Source organism: Xenorhabdus budapestensis (assembly GCF_017743015.1).
GTDB classification, from domain to species: Bacteria; Pseudomonadota; Gammaproteobacteria; order Enterobacterales; family Enterobacteriaceae; genus Xenorhabdus; species Xenorhabdus budapestensis.
This window is the reverse complement of record NZ_CP072455.1, coordinates 2,166,416-2,183,986: the sequence shown is the minus strand read 5'-3', so window position 1 is coordinate 2,183,986 and position 17,571 is coordinate 2,166,416. Positions and strand designations below refer to the sequence as shown.

At 41.6% G+C, this 17,571-nt stretch carries 12 protein-coding genes; 4 read left to right on the top strand and 8 right to left on the bottom strand.

The genetic code is table 11. From position 1 onward, the window contains the following. Positions 1-56 precede the first annotated feature (56 nt). Positions 57-2,390 carry a penicillin acylase family protein gene (locus HGO23_RS09785; RefSeq protein WP_244967933.1) on the top strand — a complete coding sequence of 778 codons (2,334 nt, stop codon included), beginning with the start codon at positions 57-59 and terminating at the stop codon, positions 2,388-2,390. A gap of 213 nt (positions 2,391-2,603) precedes the next feature. On the opposite strand, the gene yciH is transcribed toward HGO23_RS09785, so the two are convergent. The 4 genes from yciH to HGO23_RS09765 all read right to left on the bottom strand — a co-directional run bounded on the left by yciH (position 2,604) and on the right by HGO23_RS09765 (position 5,265). Further along, entirely contained in the window at positions 2,604-2,927 is a 324-nt protein-coding gene (yciH, locus tag HGO23_RS09780; RefSeq protein ID WP_099135258.1) for a stress response translation initiation inhibitor YciH, read from the bottom strand. Further along, a complete protein-coding gene (pyrF, locus tag HGO23_RS09775; protein ID WP_209028659.1) occupies positions 2,920-3,660 on the bottom strand; it encodes an orotidine-5'-phosphate decarboxylase in 741 nt (246 codons plus the stop codon). The genes yciH and pyrF overlap by 8 nt, the downstream gene beginning before the upstream one ends. A gap of 99 nt (positions 3,661-3,759) precedes the next feature. Beyond that, positions 3,760-4,929, bottom strand: a complete 1,170-nt coding sequence (gene lapB / locus HGO23_RS09770; RefSeq protein WP_099135256.1) for a lipopolysaccharide assembly protein LapB — start codon at positions 4,927-4,929, stop codon at positions 3,760-3,762. Between the two features lie 6 nt (positions 4,930-4,935). Then, on the bottom strand, positions 4,936-5,265 hold the full coding sequence (locus HGO23_RS09765) for a LapA family protein (protein WP_099135255.1): 330 nt from the start codon (positions 5,263-5,265) through the stop codon (positions 4,936-4,938). A gap of 552 nt (positions 5,266-5,817) precedes the next feature. Here HGO23_RS09765 and ribA point away from each other — a divergent pair. Continuing rightward, positions 5,818-6,414: a GTP cyclohydrolase II gene (ribA, locus tag HGO23_RS09760; protein ID WP_099135254.1), complete on the top strand. Its 597-nt coding sequence runs from the start codon at positions 5,818-5,820 to the stop codon at positions 6,412-6,414. Between the two features lie 143 nt (positions 6,415-6,557). On the opposite strand, the gene acnA is transcribed toward ribA, so the two are convergent. Next, entirely contained in the window at positions 6,558-9,263 is a 2,706-nt protein-coding gene (gene acnA / locus HGO23_RS09755; protein WP_209028658.1) for an aconitate hydratase AcnA, read from the bottom strand. Between the two features lie 236 nt (positions 9,264-9,499). Here acnA and HGO23_RS09750 point away from each other — a divergent pair, with 236 nt between their 5' ends. Together HGO23_RS09750 and HGO23_RS09745 are read left to right on the top strand one after the other, a co-directional pair. After that, positions 9,500-10,315, top strand: a complete 816-nt coding sequence (locus HGO23_RS09750; RefSeq protein ID WP_099135253.1) for a hypothetical protein — start codon at positions 9,500-9,502, stop codon at positions 10,313-10,315. 94 nt (positions 10,316-10,409) lie between these two features. After that, complete coding sequence (locus tag HGO23_RS09745) at positions 10,410-11,027, top strand: FMN-binding negative transcriptional regulator (RefSeq protein WP_209028657.1); 618 nt, start codon at positions 10,410-10,412, stop codon at positions 11,025-11,027. Between the two features lie 1,014 nt (positions 11,028-12,041). Here HGO23_RS09745 and cysB read toward each other — a convergent pair. From cysB to sohB, 3 genes are all read right to left on the bottom strand, one after another. Further along, on the bottom strand, positions 12,042-13,016 hold the full coding sequence (gene cysB / locus HGO23_RS09740) for an HTH-type transcriptional regulator CysB (RefSeq protein ID WP_099135251.1): 975 nt from the start codon (positions 13,014-13,016) through the stop codon (positions 12,042-12,044). Between the two features lie 341 nt (positions 13,017-13,357). Next, on the bottom strand, positions 13,358-15,955 hold the full coding sequence (gene topA / locus HGO23_RS09735) for a type I DNA topoisomerase (RefSeq protein ID WP_209028656.1): 2,598 nt from the start codon (positions 15,953-15,955) through the stop codon (positions 13,358-13,360). A gap of 464 nt (positions 15,956-16,419) precedes the next feature. Beyond that, entirely contained in the window at positions 16,420-17,466 is a 1,047-nt protein-coding gene (gene sohB, locus HGO23_RS09730) for a protease SohB (protein WP_099135330.1), read from the bottom strand. Positions 17,467-17,571 lie beyond the last annotated feature (105 nt).

Here is a 17,571-nt window from a genome sequence, read left to right as displayed (position 1 = left end):
CAAGCTTATTGGCGGGTTGTCTACATCACACTCCTACGACCCAAGCTAATAGTCATTTGGATAAATATGCAGAAATACGTCGCACCAGTTTAGGAATTCCACATATTAAAGCCAAAAATTGGGTTGGATTAGGTTATGGCTATGGTTATGTTCAGGCACAGGACAACCTTTGTACTATAGCAGATTCCTTGCTGACTTATCGTGGCGAACGATCCCGATATTTTGGCGGACAAGCCACACTGGTTTATGAAGGGATAACGGATAGAGTGAAAAATCTGGATTCTGATTTTTATCACCGCCATATTCTTTCAGAAGATATGCTGGAGCGTATGATTCAAGCCCAACCTGAAAAAGTCAAACAGCTTGTTTCCGGCTTTACGGCTGGTTATAACCGATACCTGCACGAATTACCCCTTCATAACACTGCTCATCACGCTTGCCGCAATAAAGCCTGGATACAGCCAATCAGTGAACAGGATATTTACCGACGTATGTACGCTGTCTTATTCGCGGAAGGGTATACCCGTATGTTAACTAATATTGTCAGTGCCCAACCTCCCACTACATTATCAACTACAGATATTTCACCCCCAGAATCACCAGTGTCGATAGCTTCATTTCATTTGAACCGTTTGGCAAGTAGAGGCGTTGGCAGTAATGTTTATGGATTTGGAACACAAGCTACCAATTCAGACTCCCCTCTATTATTTGGCAACCCGCATTGGTTTTGGTTTGGCCCAGACCGTTTCTACCAAGCTCAATTCACAATCCCTGGTGAAATCAATGTTAGCGGAGCGTCGTTTTTAGGTATTCCCATTATCCAAATTGGCTTTAACGATAATATTGCATGGAGTCATACCAATTCGGTAGCAGCCCGCATGGGTTTTTATGAACTCAGTTTGGCACCTGATGATCCATTAAGTTACCTCCGTGATGGCAAAAAAATAAAAATGCAAGCCAACATCATTACAGTTCAAGTTAAACAAGATTCTGGCGCTTTGACTCCCGTTACTCGCACATTGTATAAGTCAGAATATGGGCCACTGGTGAATCTTTCCCCACTACGTTGGGACACAGAAAAAGCATTTGCAGTTCGCGATATTAATCAAGAAAATTTCCGCTTATGGCGAAACTGGTTACGCTGGGGTCAATCTCGTTCTCTTGACGAATTTATTGCTATCCAACAGCAAGAAGCGGCTATGCCCTGGGTGAATACCGTCGCCGTTGGTCGTGGCAATGATCAGGCCTGGTATGCGGATATGGGGGCTGTCCCTAATGTTTCCCCAGAGCAAGTGAAAATTTGTACCACCAAATCCCGCCAAATCTTGGCTGCTCAATTGGCTCCGGGCATTCCATTTTTTGACGGTTCACACAGTTTCTGCGATTGGCAAAGTGACCCTGACTCAGTTCAAACCGGTGCTGTAGGGCCAGCGCGAATGCCCAATTTGCTACGCACTGACTATGTCGCCAATATGAACGACAGTTATTGGCTTACCAATCCCCAATCACCCTTGACGGGTTATCCTGTCATCTTTGGCCCCGATGGTAATAAGCCTGTCAGTATGCGTACACGTTTAGGCCATATAATGGTACAAGAACGTTTACAGGGTCGTGATCAATATCCGGGGAAATTCATCAATAATGAAGTACTCCAGAAAATGGTTTTGAACAGTCGCGTTTTGACCGCTGAATTATTCAAATCCCAACTGTTAGAAAAAGCCTGTCATTCACCGCTGGTCGATGTACAACATGACCCTCTGAATGACATAACCTACTCCTCTCCGCAACGAGTTAATGTAACCACAGCCTGCCATATTTTAAAGGCTTGGGATAATAAAGGTAATATCACCGCGCAAGGAGCACATATTTGGGATGGTGTTTGGGATCGTCTGCTGGATTTACCGGATCACATTTTATTTGCCATTCCCTTTAACAAAAATGATCCATTAAATACACCACGTAAACTGCATGCTGATATAACAGAAACACTCCGGCAAGCACTGGGAGCCACTGTGCTGGATTTAAATCACCGTGGATTATCACTGAATGCACAACGGGGTGACTATTTATATTTATCGCGAGGAAATAATCGTGTCCCTTTATATGGTGGCTGTGATGAAATCGGGTATTTCACTATCGCTTGTGTAAAAAAGATCGATGATACAAAACTCGATACCTTTGGCAACAGTTACTTACAGCTTATTGGTTTTCCAAATAATAAAGTAGAAGCTTATACTTCACTATTAACCTCATTGTCAGATGATCCTGCTTCGCCGCATTATAGTGACTCCACCCGTTTCTATAAGGCTAAACAATGGTTACATTTACCATTTGAAGAATCAGAAATCATCTCAGACCCAAATTATAGTCTTCTGATTTTAAAAGATTAATGTCTGGACGTTATTTGAGAAAGCCTACTGTAGATGAGCTGTATGTTTATAAAAACGGTGACCGAGGTATAGTTGAAAAAAGAGTAGCGCAGCCAACAAAGCTACAACTTGAAAGACGACAGGTGTAGACTATTATCACAAGCTACGCAGTTAATTTACTGCATAGCTTGTGAAATTTATGAAATGAGTATCAGGTGAGGATGAGAAACTAAATCAGCCACCAGCTAATTTCACTTTCATTCCTTTCGCTTCCAGTAATTGTTTCAGCAAATCACGCTTATCACCCTGGATTTCAATTTCACCATCCTTAGCAGAGCCACCACAACCACATTTTTTCTTCAATTCTGCGGCTAGCTTGGCAAGCGTTTGGTCATCAACATCAATACCTGTGATCACACAAACTCCTTTCCCTTTACGCCCACTGGTTTGACGTTGAATACGCACGATACCATCACCTTTAGGACGAACAGATGCCACTTTTTCTTCTTGAATACGACCAATATCTGTCGAATACACCAGGCGAGAATTATTATCCATGAACGATCCCAATAGATTGATTAATTCGCTGTAATGCCAGTGCGGGATTTTCAGCACGAGTAATCGGACGACCAATGACCATATAATCCACACCTGCCTGAATGGCTTGTGGTGGCGTCATAATACGGCGTTGATCTCCGGCATCTGAACCTTCAGGACGAATACCCGGTGTAATCAATTTGAATTCCTGACCACATACCGCTTTCAATTGCTGAGCTTCATGGGCTGAACAAACCACACCATCTAAGCCACATTGTTTGGTTAATTTTGCCAGACGTTCAGCATGTTGTGCTGGTGCCACATTAATACCTGTTCCCAACAGGTCAGACTGTTCCATGCTGGTCAAAACAGTTACGGCAATTAACAACGGAGCATCTTTACCATAAGGCAATAATGCCTCTTTGGCTGCGGTCATCATTCTCTCCCCGCCACTGGCGTGAACATTGACCATCCAAACCCCCAATTCTGCCGCCGCAGCCACGGCTCTTGCAGTTGTGTTAGGAATATCATGAAACTTGAGATCCAAAAACACGTCAAAACCACGTTGATGTAATACCTGAATAAATTGTGGGCCATTTAATGTAAATATCTCCTTACCCACTTTCAGACGGCAGGACTGTGGATCAATCTTATCGACGAATGCCAGTGCTGCATCCTGATTGTCATAATCCAATGCAACAACAACGGGTGATTCAATCTGTTTACCTAAAGCTTGGGTTGTATGAGATGTCATTCTTCGGCCTTTAATTTACTAATGAACTTTATTTCGTGAATGAAAACTTCATAAATGAAAAAAACATGTCGAAAAGTGCCACCAATAATCGTGACACTGTCACTGACCATCTAAGCCACGAATGGGTTTGATGGTGTCCCATGAGCGACATGAAGGGCAATGCCAATAAAGGGAGCGAGAAGTAAAGCCACATTTATAGCATCGATAATCTGGTTTAGTTCGGATCTGCTCACCCACCATATTACGCAGAAGGATTAAACTTTCTTTCGCCCGGCCTTCTTCTGCATCTGCCAAATGGTAATCCATCAGGCGATAAAATAGACGCATTGTCGGGTGACTTTCCAATTGACGATTAATGTAATTTTGGGCGATATCACGCCCCTCTTTTTTCTCAACAATATCAGCCAAATGAAGTTCAGCAATTGCACCGCAATCTTCTTCTACACAGCGTCGAACAAATGTTTCCCACTCTTCTGGTTGGGCAAGATTCTGATAACACTCCTGCAACATTGGCAAGGATTCGCTGACTAACTGTTTATCCTGCTCAAGAATGCGTTTAAGTACCTCAATCGCTTTGAGATATTCTTTTTGCGCCATATAAATACGACCGAGCATGATCGAAACACGGGCACAATTCTTATCTGCCTGAGCTGCTTTGCTCAAATACCCAATGGCATTACTGAAATCCTCTTCTCCCATACCTTGCAAAGCCAATTCACAATAAAAGTGGGCAATCTCTTCCCGAAACTGCTGTTTACCCAATTTGACCAATTTCTCAGCGACATCAATAGCTTTGCTCCAGTCGCTGGTTGATTGATAAATAGTTAGCAAGGAGTTAAATGCATTCTCACGAAAATCCTTTTCATTGACTAACTGAACAAACATATTTTCTGCACGGTCATACAGCCCGGCCACTGTATAATCTCTTCCAAGCTGCTGAATAGCGAGTAAACGTTGTTCAAATGTCAGGGAGGCGCTTTCCATAAGGGATTGGTGAATACGGATGGCTCTTTCAACTTCACCACGAGAACGGAACAGATTGCCTAGCGTTAAATGCGCTTCAAACGCTGAACTATCTTCCTTTAGCATATCAAGAAATAGATCAACCGCCTTGTCTTGCTGATTGGAGAGTAAAAAATTAACACCATTAACATATTCACGCGACAGGCGGTTTGCGGATTGCTGCTTATCTTGTTGAGCACTTCTGCGTCCCATATACCAACCATAAGCTGCAGCAATGGGAAGCAACAGAAACAACAGCTCTAACATGGAGAATTATTCCTTGTTTAAAACTACTGGAGAGGCAGTTTTAGCGGCTGGTTCTTTAGCGGGTAGCTCAACTGGTTGTTCCAACTGAGTCTCCAGACGCTTAATTTTACGTTTGGCGCGTCTTAGTGACATACAGGTACGCAGATAAAATCCCCCACAAATTCCCCATCCAAGAGCAAAACCGATGGCAAACAATACCGCCAGCAGAGTGGATATCGAATAATCGCCTTTGGCAATCAGATAATTAAATGTTACTACTTGATTATTATTCGTTCCCAGAGTGACTGAGATAACAAAAACAACCAGTGCCAGTAATAAAATCACAAAATATTTCACATTGTTTCCTGTTATCGATTGTTGCTGATTAATATGCCGAATAACAGACATAGCGGCTTGTTAAATTAGCATTTCTCGTCTACGCAAAGGAAGCACTTTATCGCACCAAACCAATATTTATCCCTTTTTGTGGCAATATTCTACTTCGCTTCCCCGCAGTTCCGTCACTATATTGAAATGACAACATCCAATCTTTCTCCCAAAATACGTTTATAGTTTAGCATGCTAAATTACTGTAATTAATTTCTCTCATGTGTTATCTGCAAACATCTTTATCTACGGACAAAAATATAATTTCTGTTATAATCCGAACGCGTACATGCGCTGTAATCAGAGAAAATTTTGCGCGATTTTAGCTGATTTCCAAACTGGTATTGTTCTAAGTATCACAATATTTATACCCTATTGAATTCAAGATGCAGCGTGACGGTTAAGGGAAAAGATCTCCGGGAGCATAGATAGCTAGGTGACTGGGTGAACGAAAACCGCCAACAAACTGTGGCTTGAAAACGACGGGTATATAACGAGCTAAATCAACATATGAATACAAAAATGCAGCTAAAACGAGTAGCTGAAGCTAAGCTGCCTACTCCCTGGGGCGAATTTGTGATGATTGGGTTTGAAGAGATAGAAACAGGCCGTGACCATGTTGCCCTCGTGTATGGTGACATTTCAGGTGATAACCCTGTTTTATCCCGCATCCATTCAGAATGCCTGACGGGAGATGCTTTATTTAGCTTAAGATGCGACTGTGGTTTTCAGTTAGAGGCTGCTCTGTCACAAATCAGCAAGGAAGGCCGGGGTGTTCTGCTGTATCACCGCCAAGAAGGTCGTAATATTGGTCTGCTGAATAAAATTCGCGCCTATGCATTACAAGACCAAGGCGTTGATACTGTCGAAGCCAACCATCAGTTAGGTTTTGCTGCTGATGAGCGGGATTTCACTCTGTGTTCAGACATGTATAAGTTACTGGATGTTCGTGCTATTCGTCTTCTGACAAACAATCCGCAAAAAATTGAGATTATGCTAGGAGCAGGCATTAACATTGTCGAACGAGTGCCACTGGTTGTCGGGCGTAACCCTAATAACGCTTACTACCTGGATACAAAAGCTCGTTTAATGGGGCATTTATTGTCCAAATCCAGTTAATAACTTTTTTTGTAAAAATGAAGACTGTGAAAAATAAAAACTGCGTCGGTGTGGGCGCAGTTTTTATTTCTGTAGATTTGAACTTTGTAGCTTTTATTGCTGGATATATATCACTGGATATCGCTTTCGCTATTTAATTTCTGCTATTTCGACATATTACGGATCACATAATGCAATATGCCGCCATTATAGAAATACGCCAGCTCAGTGTTGGTATCAATACGACAACGGGCATTAACCCGTATTTCCTCCCCGCTGGCATAAGTGATTTTTACCACAATAACCTGTCCGGGTTTGATGTCACTTAATCCGTTGATATCAATACGCTCGTCTCCCGTCAGATTAAGTGTTTTGCGACTGACACCCTGCGGAAACTCTAATGGCAATACCCCCATACCAATCAGGTTGGAACGGTGAATACGTTCAAAAGATTCCGCAATGACTACCCTTACTCCCAATAGCCTGGTTCCTTTCGCCGCCCAGTCACGACTGGAGCCAGAACCATATTCTTTGCCAGCAATAATAGCCAGCGGTTTTTTCTCTTCCTGATAGCGCATGGCTGCATCATAAATAGCCAGCTGAGTTTGCGATGGAATATGACGTGTATATCCACCTTCAATACCGGGCACCATTTCATTGCGGATACGAATATTGGCAAAGGTTCCACGCATCATAACTTCATGATTTCCACGTCTTGAGCCGTAAGAATTGAAATCTTTCGGAGCCACACCATGTTCCTGCAAATATCTTCCTGCCGGACTGTCAGTCTTGATATTTCCTGCGGGAGAAATGTGATCCGTGGTTACCGAATCCCCCAAAATTGCCAGAATATTGGCCTGATGGATATCAGTCATCGGCTCAGGTTCCGGTGTCATGTTATTGAAGAAAGGCGGAAGACGAATATAAGTTGAATCTTGCTGCCAGGAATAAGTGACTGAACTTTCAACTTCCAATGCCTGCCAATCTTCATCACCGTCAAAAACAGCGTTATATTCTTTATGAAACATCTCTGTTCTGACTTTTTCGACTGCTTCAGCCACTTCTCTGCTATTCGGCCAAATATCTTTCAAATAAACATCATGGCCTTGTCGGTCTTGCCCTATTGGCTCTCTGGTCAGATCCTTCTTCATGCTGCCGGAAAGCGCATAAGCAACGACAAGTGGTGGAGAAGCTAGCCAATTGGTTTTGACCAAAGGATGAATGCGCCCTTCAAAGTTCCGGTTACCAGAAAGTACCGCACCAACGGTCAGATCAGCCTGTTTAATCGCCGCCTCAATCGGATCTGGCAATGGGCCAGAGTTACCAATACAGGTAGTACAGCCATATCCCACGAGATTAAAGCCTAGCTTTTCAAGGTAGAGCATAAACCCTGCCAGTTTCAGATACTCTGTTACGACTTTTGACCCCGGTGCCAATGAAGTTTTAACCCACGGTTGCCGTTGTAAACCTTTTTCAACCGCTTTCTTAGCAAGTAAACCAGCGGTCATCAAGACACTGGGATTCGAGGTGTTTGTACAAGACGTGATAGCCGCAATAACAACAGCACCTTCCTGTAACGAAAAAGTATGGTTATCAAAAATCACAGGTACAGCTGTCTGACCCCCTTGTTTTTTCTGGAGATCCAGATCCATAGCGGATTGGAAAGCCTTTGGAACATCGCACAGTGCAACCCTGTCCTGAGGCCGTTTTGGCCCCGCCAGACTTGATTCCACCGTAGACATATCTAACTCCAGACTACTGGTGAAGATAGGTTCATCACCTGCATTGCGCCATAACCCCTGCTGTTTGCAATAAGCTTCAACCAGTGCAACTTCATCTTCACTACGTCCGGTTAATCGCATGTAATCTAAAGTAATTTCATCAACAGGGAAGAAACCACAGGTCGCACCATATTCCGGTGACATATTGGCGATAGTTGCTCTGTCAGCCAATGGTAAATCAGCCAGACCATCACCATAGAATTCTACAAACTTACCGACCACACCGTGCTTACGCAGCATTTGTGTTACAGTCAGAACCAAGTCCGTCGCAGTGATCCCTTCACGTAATTTACCTGTCAGTTTGAAACCAACCACATCAGGTATCAACATGGAGACAGGCTGCCCTAACATCGCAGCTTCGGCTTCAATTCCGCCAACACCCCAACCGAGCACACCAAGCCCGTTAATCATCGTAGTATGAGAATCTGTGCCAACCAATGTATCGGGATAGGCAAAATCTTTTCCGTTATGATTTTCATACCAAACTGCCTTACCCAAATACTCAAGATTAACCTGATGACAGATCCCCGTTCCGGGCGGTACAACGCGGAAACGATTGAACGCTTTTTGCCCCCAACGCAAAAATAAATAGCGTTCATAGTTACGTTCCATTTCGATCTTAACATTATCTGCAAATGCCTGTTCAGTGCCGAATTTGTCCACCATAACTGAATGGTCAATCACCAAATCAACGGGAGATAATGGATTCACTTGTTCAGCATTTCCGCCAAGCTGTAAAACAGCTTCTCTCATAGCTGCAAGATCGACTACAGCAGGTACTCCGGTAAAATCCTGCATCAATATACGTGCCGGACGATAGGCAATCTCCCGCTCTGCATGGCCGCTTTGTTGCCATGCCACCAGCGCTTTCAGATCATCTTCAACAACAGAATCACCATCAATGTTACGCAGGAGGTTTTCAAGCAGGACTTTCAGAGATTTCGGAAGACGGGATATTTCACCTAATTGCTCAGATAACAAAGACAGACTGTAATAATGGTAGGTTTTACTGCCAAGGGATTTACTGTTAATGGATTTATTGTTAATGGAAAGTGTTGAGGCACAGTCCGTTTTCAACTTAAACGACATAACTCCTCCATTTTTATATTTATGATCAGCGACACCATTAAACATAACATATTCGTGAATAATTGTTGTCCAGCTATCACACATTTTACTAACACTCTGTAAATCCTCATTTATTGATAAATTTTAGTGATGACAACCGCAAAATGGATGTGTTTTATTAACGAGCGGAACGGATATTCAGTGCTCTGAATATATCCTAAAAATAATTATTTCTTATTAATGATTGGAGGTGAACTATGGATAAAGAAATTATCACAAAACGTGAAGAATATTTAGATCAGATCAAGCAAGCCGAACAATTTTTCTTCTATGATATTGAAGACCATTTCACCTTGTCTGATCATCGATTCAGTGATACCGATGGCCTGGTTCAGTTTGTCATTACTTCACAACTCAGTGATAAATCCACTATTATGAAGAAACTGAATGAAATAAAGAAAATCCAGATAGCACTTTCTTCCATTGCTACTGATTATATCATCAAATATTCCAATACTCGTGGACGGCAATACAGAACAGATGTGCAATTTTGGGGTGATGTTATGGGCAAACTACCCTTAGTGAGCATCCGAAATATTGAAGAACAGACATACCATCACGTTATGAAAGGATTTTCTATAGCAACAAATTTACTACAGCTCATTATGGATATCGTTGTGAATACACAGTCCCCAAGTATGAAAAGCTTTTCTCAGTTCCTGCAAAAACAAGGAGATGCCATCAGACTTGGATTGAAAAAAAATAGCGATCACTATTCCACTCTCACATTAGCAAGTGTCATTGAAGCTGTTGGGAGCGAAGATCAAGTGATATATATTCCCAAAATGAAACTCTACAAACTGGATTTTGATAGAAGTAATTCAGAAGTCACATCAAATTGTGCTTCTAATGAAACTATTAATGTTGAATTTATCTACTCTTGCTGCGTATCATTATTTGATTATCAAGCATTAGAAGATCCTGAGATAAAAACTGCCTTTGAACGATTTATCCTTAAAAATAAACAATCCTCGATAGAAAGATCAGATAATTTTTTTAATGGCGAATTTTAAATTTAGCTTGAATACATAATCCAAGCAATTAACATACCAATTTGTCAGCGCTATTCTTAAGCCACTTGAACAAATCTATATCGGAGTCACAAACATGTATATACCTCATAAAATGAAAATGAAAAACCAAGAAGATATCACTAAATTTATTTCTACTTATAGCTTTGGATTATTAGTTTCTCCCTCTTTAACCGGAACACATCTTCCATTTATATTTAATCCTCATGAAGGAGAAAGAGGTGTTTTATACGGCCATATTGCCAAAGCTAACCCGCACTGGAAAGAGCTGGAAAATCAAAACGTTTTAGTTGTTTTTACTGGCCCACACGCCTATATATCCCCTACGTGGTATGAATCCACTCATGCCGTTCCAACCTGGAATTACACGGCTGTTCATTGTTACGGTGTCACAAAATTTTTAAACTGTGAAGAAACCAAATTGGCTTTAGAAGAATTAGTCAACAAATATGAGCCTGGGTTGATGAAAAATACCGAATTAATGCCAGAAGAGTACCTTAGTAAACAACAACAGGCTATTATCGGATTCAAAATTATCATTAATGAAATACACGCTAAGGAGAAATTAGGACAGCATAAAAATCAAGGCGATCAAAAAGGTGTCTTTACTACCTTACAGGCAAATAAAACAGAAGATAACAAAGAACTCGCTAATTATATGAAAGTGCGTAGTATCGGCACAGGAGAATCATAAGCCACTTTTCGTATTATTTTGAATAAGTTAAGTATACGAATCTAGCTTAAATTATTATTACCTATTAAAAAATATCTCTCCAGAAATAATAATTTTTCAGAATGAAAACAACATGCCATATGAAACTAAACAACAAGTATACATTAGCAAAATTTGCTTGTTATTTGGTGATAATAGTTGGATAACTATTTATCATAGTAATTGTTTTGCATTTTTACGGAGAGATATATGATTTATTTGGCCAAGTATTTCGAGCAGTTACATAAGAACCGACTTATTAGGGAATATACAAGAAGCTCCGATGGAATAAAATCATTACACATAAGATATAATGATTTCAGTCAATTACGTATCCCGAATGAACCACAAATATCAGACGACATTATACATAACCTATTGGCAAGTATGGGGTTCACACAAAATAGTCCTGGAAGGTATATATTGTGGAGTGGTCATCCCTACAATATAAATCTAAGTACATACATGCTTTCTATTGTACCTCATCTATCATATTGCTCTAATAAACATGAAGCATTAGAAAAATTTAAATCTTCATACAACATTTTTCTTTCGTCACAATTACAACAATCTTCCTCGTCCACGCCTCTTCCATCACAAGAATATTATGAACACTACATGAGTGGGAATATTCCAGGGCCATCGAACTTACAACAACCACTCACACAGCCAAGAACCAGAAATCTGCACAGAAGAGGTTTTCAGCCTCCATCTAGTACAGTATCCGAACATAACCCTCCTCCTTATGAAGCACCACCCACCTATTCCTCAGCACCTTCCTATGAAGCACCGCCTAGCTATGATGCGCCTCCCAGTTATGATTCATTAGGCTTTGGCCAAGGTTCATCAGCACCTTCACAAGCAGGAAACAGAAGTTCCAGAGGAGCTAAACATCGCAGAGGATCCAGAAGATAAAGACGCTATTCACAAACGACAAAAACCGAGGAAAATAACTCTTGCTATTTTCCTCGGTTCTTATTAGCTCTTTTTACTTTTTTATACAATCGGTAGTTCAATATCCTTGAACATTTCTTCAATTTCTTCATTAGACCGCAATGCAATAGCTCTATCCACAACATCACGGGTTAAGTGTGGAGCGAAACGCCAGATAAAATCATACATGTAACTACGCAAAAAACTGCTGCGACGAAAACCAATCTTAGTTGTGCTGTAACTGAACTTATCACGCATATCAATTCGCACCAAGTCACTCTCCTGAATGGGTTCTACTGCCATACTGGCAATAACCCCGACTCCCAGCCCTAAACGAACATATGTCTTAATGACATCCGCATCTGTCGCAGTAAATACAATTTTAGGTTTAAGACCAGCACGATCAAAAGCAACATCCAACTCGGAGCGCCCCGTAAAACCAAAGGTGTATGTCACAATCGGATACTCTGCCAGCTCCTCAATGGTTACATTTTGCCTTTCTGCCAGTGGATGATCTTTAGTGACTACCACAGAACGATTCCAGTGATAACAAGGTAGCATGATGAGATCGCTATAAAGGTGAAGCGCTTCAGTTGCTATTGCAAAATCACTATTCCCTTTACAGACTTCCTCTGCAATTTGGGTTGGAGAACCCTGATGCATGTGAAGGGACACATTAGGATAACGTTTAATAAAACCTTTAATAATAGGAGGTAAAGCATACCTTGCTTGTGTATGTGTGGTGGCAATATACAGAGAACCACGATCCGGATAGGTATGCTCACTGGCAACGGAGCGAATCGAGTCAATTTTCGACAGGACTTCACGGGAAATACGGACAATTTCTTCACCAGCCGGCGTAACGTGTGTCAGATGTTTTCCACTACGCGCAAATATTTGGATACCCAACTCATCTTCAAGCATCCTTACCTGTTTGCTGATCCCTGGTTGAGAGGTATACAACCCTTCCGCCGTAGAAGATACATTCAGGTTGTGGTTAACCACTTCTACAATGTAACGTAATTGCTGCAATTTCATATCAGCACTGTCCCTAAGTAGTGTTATGTACGAATGTTTTTGTAGTTTAAATCAGCTCTATATTGCTAATAGTTATTCACTTATAACCATATAGAATATATTCTTATAGGCATATAACTACTATATCACTTGCTGTATATATATATAACAAATAATTAGGGTCGCTAACGATTATTAAGCACACATTACTGAAATATTATGCTTTCATTCTAAATGAAAACAAAAAAAAGCCAGTCCTGACAACTGGCTTTTCAGAAATAAAAGTTATACTTTAAGTAAAAAAAGAAATATCTATCTGATTATATTTCAATATACTGACTGACAATCCAACATCAAAATCATTATTTTTCTTTAACTACCCAGGCACCATCAACAAAAAATGCTGTCCATCCGGTCGCTTTGCCATTCTTCTCTGAAGAAACATATTGTTGTTTTGTCTTACGACTAAAACGCATAACAGTCTTATTACCTTCAGGATCGGCCACAGGCGCTTCCGCCAGATAACACAGTTTCTCCGGCAGACGCTCCTTAAACCTCACAAGTTCTTCAACTAAAGGTGCGCGTGTTTCACGTGATTTCGGGAATGTACTGGCAGCTAAAAACACACCAGCGGCACCGTCACGCAGGACAAAATAGGCATCAGATTTTTCACATGGCAATTCAGGTAAAGGAATGGGATCTTCTTTCGGTGGTGCAACTTCCCCGCTACGAAGGATCTTACGGGTATTTTTACACTCTTCGTTTGTACATCCCATATATTTACCGAAACGTCCCATTTTCAGGTGCATTTCTGAGCCACATTTATCACATTCAACAATAGGCCCATCATAACCTTTGATACGGAATTCTCCGTTTTCTACTTCATAACCATCACACGCAGGGTTATTACCACAAACATGCAATTTACGCTGGGTATCAATTAGATAGCTATCCATCGCCGTCCCACATTTGCTACAACGACGACGGGCACGCAGCGCATTAGTTTCCGCATCATCCCCTTCAAGAATATTCAGTATTTCATTTTCCGGGATCAAGTTAATGGTTTGTTTGCAACGCTCTTTTGGTGACAGCGCGTAACCTGAACAGCCAAGAAATACGCCTGTAGTTGCCGTGCGAATCCCCATTGGACGGTTACAGGTCGGACACTCAATAGAGGTGATAACCATTGGATTCGGGCGCATTCCGCCCTCTTCTGGGTCTTTGCTGGCAACGTCTAATTGCTGACTGAAATTGATGAAAAACTCATCCAGCACTCCTTTCCAATCAGCTTGATCATTCGCAACGTGGTCAAGTTGATCTTCCATTCTTGCCGTAAAATCATAGTTCATCAATTCGTTGAAATTCTCTCCCAAACGATCATTGACAATTTCACCCATTTTTTCCGCATAAAAGCGACGGTTTTCAACCCGCACATAACCACGATCTTGGATAGTGGAAATAATTGATGCATAAGTTGATGGGCGGCCAATGCCACGCTTTTCTAATTCTTTGACCAGAGAGGCTTCACTGAAACGCGCTGGTGGTTTAGTGAAGTGCTGACTTGGCAGCAACTTTTGTAAATCAAGATCAGTACCTGTTTCCACAACAGGCAAAGTACGATCATCGTCCCCTTTACGTAACGCCGGCATGACTTTTGTCCAGCCATCAAAACGTAAAGTACGGCCTTTTGCCCGCAATTCGAAATCACCCGCCTGAACTGTCAGCGTAGTAGAATCGTATTTCGCAGGTGTCATCTGACAGGCAATAAACTGACGCCAGATAAGCTGATACAGTTTCTGGGCATCCGCTTCCATGTCTTTCAGCTCTTCAGCCATGACATCAACATTAGAAGGCCGGATAGCTTCATGAGCTTCTTGCGAATTCTCTTTGCTGCTATAGACATTAGCCTCTTTAGGCAGGTATTTGTCACCAAAGTTGTCACGAATGTAACCTCGAACCATACCCAAAGCATCCTGACTTAAGTTAGTTGAGTCAGTACGCATATAAGTAATGTGACCTGCTTCATATAACTTTTGCGCCATTGTCATGGTTTTCTTAACACCAAAACCAAGTCTGGTGCTGGCAGCCTGTTGCAAGGTAGAAGTAATAAATGGTGCACTCGGCTTACTTGAGGTTGGGCGGTCTTCGCGATCGATGACTTTATATCTGGCTTTTTCAAGCAGAGACACCGCCGCTTGTGCCTGCTCCGCATTAACTGGCTTGAATGGTTTCCCCTCTTGATGGGTAACTTCCATATGGAGCTCAACGTCCCCTTTAGCCATTAAATCCGCATATATCTGCCAGTATTCTTCAGGAACAAATGCTTTGATTTCGCGTTCCCGTTCAACAACAAGCCGAACCGCTACGGATTGAACCCGCCCGGCAGACAACCCCCTGGCAACTTTTTTCCATAGTAGTGGTGAAACCATGTAACCAACTACACGATCCATAAAGCGACGTGCCTGTTGTGCGTTAACACGATCAAGGTTCAAGTCACCCGGTTTATCAAAAGCCTGAGTGATCGCATTCTTTGTAATCTCATTAAATACAACGCGACTGAAACGCTTATCATCCCCGCCGATCACTTCCCGCAAGTGCCATGCAATAGCTTCTCCTTCGCGGTCAAGGTCCGTTGCAAGATAGATATGCGCTGCTTTTTCAGCCAGCGTTTTCAGCTCTGCCACCACTTTTTCTTTGCCGGGCAAAATTTGATAATTCGCTACCCAACCATGATAGGGATCGACTCCCATTCGGCTAATCAGTGCTGTTTTCTCATCTTTTTTGGTTTTCTTTTTATTCTTATCGGTAGATGAGCTCGAACTCTTTTGACTTGCCGCACCACTGGTCGGCAAATCACGGATATGGCCTACACTGGATTTCACAACGTAGTCATTCCCCAGATATTTATTGATTGTTTTGGCTTTTGCCGGGGACTCCACTATAACAAGAGCTTTACCCATAGTTACCTTTACCTAATTATCTTCTTTTCAGATGGCGAAAATTACGGAGTTATATTGCGTGCGGTATATAAAATAGATCTCTTTTTATATTGCGATAGATTCACAAGATATCAACTAATTTTTATCTTTGACTTTAACTTCACCGCCAAAACCTTTGAAATATATGAGATATTTTATACATAAACGCATACCATGCAATTGTATGGTTTAACCGTTGTAAACAAAATCTTCCATCTGCGTGACAAAAATCCCACACTCTACCTGATAAAAAACGATGCGCAACAACTTATTTTTTTGAGAAGCACAATAGATGAAAACTGAAACAATCCCGGCTAAGTAAGTGTGGTACAAAAAAGTCTTGCACTGATTTTATGAAAAATAATGCGGATAATAGAAGCATAAACCATCATATTATCCGTCATATCTGTTAACGCTTACTGCATGTTTTTACTGTCAATTCACTGTCAAAGCAGCGGTTTTTGGCCTCTTTGCCACCAGCGCATAAACAATTTATCAACATTCTCCATTGCACTTCCCATGAAACGCTCCACTACACGTTTACGGCGAGAATAATTAACACCAATAACTTCACAGTGTTCAATTTGTGCAATCAAAAAATCATCACTAACACCGATTTCATCAATCAGCCCATGCTCTTTTGCCTGTGTACCATACCAATATTCACCAGTTGCAACTTTTTCTACATCCAAAGCAGGACGATATTGATGAATAAATGATTTAAATAATTTATGAGTTTCATTCAGATCTTCCTGAAACTTCTGCCGTCCCTGCTCTGTATTTTCGCCTAAAAAAGTCAAAGTACGCTTATACTCCCCGGCAGTATGAAGTTCGATATCAATATCATTTTTCTTGAGCAACCGATGGATATTTGGCAGCTGTGCCACTACGCCAATTGAACCGATGATAGCAAAAGGTGCAGAAATAATACGATCAGCCACACAAGCCATCATATAACCACCACTTGCCGCAACCTTATCTACAGCGATTGTCAGACGTATACCTTTTTGTTTCAGGCGAGCTAACTGAGATGCGGCAAGCCCATAACCATGTACCATCCCACCGGGGCTTTCTAAACGCACTAAAACTTCATCTTTGCTGTCAGCCACAGCCAGGATAGCACTAATCTCTTCACGCAGAGAATCCACCTCGTGGGCATCCATGCTACCTTTGAAATCAACAACATAAAGGCTAGGTTTCGGTGAACCTTTCTGACCAGCTTTGGCCGTGGCCTTTTTCTGTTTAGCCTCATCTTTCTGCTGTTTTTTTAGCTCCTTCTGCCAGATTTTTTGCTCTGCTTCACTCATTCGAGCCTGCTGCATCTGACGCTGCTTTTCCTTATATGACTCACCAAGATTGGTCAGCCGTAATTCTCCTTTATGCATCGTCTTACGCACACCTACTCCAATACAAAATACTGCCAAAATGACGACTGCCAAGACTATAGTCACTACTTTGGCCAAGAACAGTCCATATAGAGAAAAATACTCCACAGATCCACCTTTCTTCATTTATGATGAACAATACGCTTCATTTTAACTAAAAACCTGAGATAGCGCTCTAACAGTTTACTTTTCTCGATTTCATCAAAGCTATTC